We start from the raw sequence: 2,255 nt of genomic DNA, 5'->3' as shown, positions 1-2,255 counted from the left end.
GTGAGCAGCTTCGGCGTGCGCGCGAGGGCCTCGCGCCACCACGTCTCGAACGATCGGACGTCGAACACGTCGGCGGGGATGCGCGCGTCGTAGAACGCGAAAACGGCCTCGTCGCCGGCGAGGATGTCGCGCCGCCGCTCGCGCTCCTCGAGCTTCTCGAGGCGGCGCCGCAGCTCGTGGTTCTGACGCAGGAACGCCGTGATGTTCTGCGGCAGGCGGGACGGATCCCACTCGCCTTCGACCAGCGCGTGGCGGACGAACAGCTCGCGCGCGGCGGCGCGGTCCACGCGGGCGAACTGGATGCGGCGGCGCGGCACGATCTCGACGCCGTACAGCGTGACCTTCTCGTACGCGACGGCCGCGCCTGCGTCCTTGGACCAGTGAGGTTCCGACACCTGCCGCTTGGCCAGTTCGCCCGCGAGCGCCTCGGCCCACGCCGGATCGATCTGCGCCACCGTCCGGGCGAACAGCCGCGACGTCTCGACGAGCTCGGCCGCCATGACGGCCTTCGGGCGGCGCTTGCGCAGCACCGATCCCGGGAAGACCGAGAACTTCACGCCGCGTGCGCCGCGGTACTCGGCGCCGCGGCGCGGGTCCTTGCTCTTCTCTCGCTCGTCGAGGACGCCGATCTGCGACAGCAGGCCCGCCAGCAGCGCCTGATGGATGGCATCGCCCTGCGCTCCCGGGACGGCGGCAGGACCATCGCCGGGGGACCGGTGCGCTTCGTCCCGCCGGGGTCGCTTCCCGTCCTCGCGTGACGAGCGGTGGCCGGCGAGGCTGCGCAGCTGGCGGTGCACATCGAACCACTCGCGCACGCGCACGTAGTTCAGGAACTCCGCGCGGCACAGGCGGCGGAACGCGCTCGAGCCGAGTTCGCGCTGCTTCTCCTGCAGGTGGTTCCAGAGCTTCAGCAGCGTCAGGAAGTCGCTCGTCGGATCCGCGAAGCGCGCGTGCGCCTGGTCGGCCTGCTCGCGCTGCTCCTCCGGGCGCTCCCGAACGTCCTGGATCGACAGCCCCGACACGATCGCGAGCACCTCGTCGACCGTGCCGTTGCGCTGCGCCTCGACGAGCATGCGGGCGAAGCGCGGGTCGATCGGCAGGCGCGCGATGTCGCGGCCGACGCGCGTGAGCCGCGGCGATCCGTCGCGGATCAGCGTGACCGCGCCGAGCTCGACGAGCAGGTCGGTGGCCGCCTTGACGCCGCGCGAGTCGGGGGGCGTGAGGAAGGGGAAGCGCTGGATGTCGCCGAAGTCGAGAGCGAGGGCCTGCAGGATCACGGACGCCAGCGACGTGCGCAGGATCTCCGGCTCGGTGAACTCGGGACGGCGCGCGAAGTCGTCCTCGCCGTAGAGGCGGATCGCGATGCCCTCGCTGGTGCGACCCGCACGACCGGAGCGCTGCTGCGCGGACGCCTGCGAGATCGCCTCGATCGGCAGCCGCTGCACCTTGGCGCGGTTGCTGTAGCGCGAGATGCGAGCGGTGCCGGTGTCGATCACGTACTTGATGCCCGGCACGGTCAGCGACGTCTCGGCGACGTTGGTCGCCAGGATCACGCGGCGCTTCAGGCCGGCGACGGTCGAGCGCTCGAACACGCGGTGCTGCTCGGCGGCGCTCAGCCGGCCGTACAGGGGCAGGACCTCGGTGGGCGCCCGCTGATCGCGGAACGCGCCGCGCACGGCATCGGCCGCGTCGCGGATCTCCGCCTCGCCGGGCAGGAAGACCAGCACGTCCCCTGGCGCTTCGCGGTCGAGCTCGCGCAGCGCCGCCACGATCGCCGACACCTCGTCCTCGGCGTCGTACCCCTCCTCCGCGGCGAGAGGGCGACCCGAGACGGAGCCGGCGGCATCCGCGGGAGAGGTGCCCGGTTCTGCCTTCGTCGTGTCCACGAGCGGGCGGTACCGGATCTCGACGGGGAAGGTCCGCCCCGAGACCTCGATCACCGGAGCGGGCGTGCCGTCCGCGCTCGCGAAGTGCCTGGAGAACGACGCGGGATCGATCGTCGCGGACGTGATGATCACCTTGAGGTCTGCGCGCTGGGGCAGCAGCTGCTTCAGGTATCCCAGCAGGAAGTCGACGTTGAGGGACCGCTCGTGGGCCTCGTCGACGATGATCGTGTCGTAGCGCGACAGCATCCGGTCGCGGTGGATCTCGTTGAGCAGGATGCCGTCGGTCATCAGCGCGATGCGCGTCGCGTCCGACACCTTGTCGGTGAAGCGCACCTTGTAGCCGACCGTGCCGCCCAGCGGCACCTGGAG

At 71.5% G+C, this 2,255-nt stretch carries 1 protein-coding gene; it reads right to left on the bottom strand.

Features of this window, described 5'->3' with window-relative positions; all coding sequences use genetic code 11:
• Window positions 1–2,255, bottom strand: a 2,255-nt coding sequence (gene hrpA, locus RIF89_RS14195; RefSeq protein ID WP_309069726.1) for an ATP-dependent RNA helicase HrpA, incomplete at both ends; no start/stop codon positions are given.

It is taken from the genome of Microbacterium sp., assembly GCF_031178525.1.
Taxonomy (GTDB): domain Bacteria; phylum Actinomycetota; class Actinomycetes; order Actinomycetales; family Microbacteriaceae; genus Microbacterium.
Note: the sequence above shows the minus strand (reverse complement) of the source record. Positions and strands in the feature narration are given on the sequence as shown.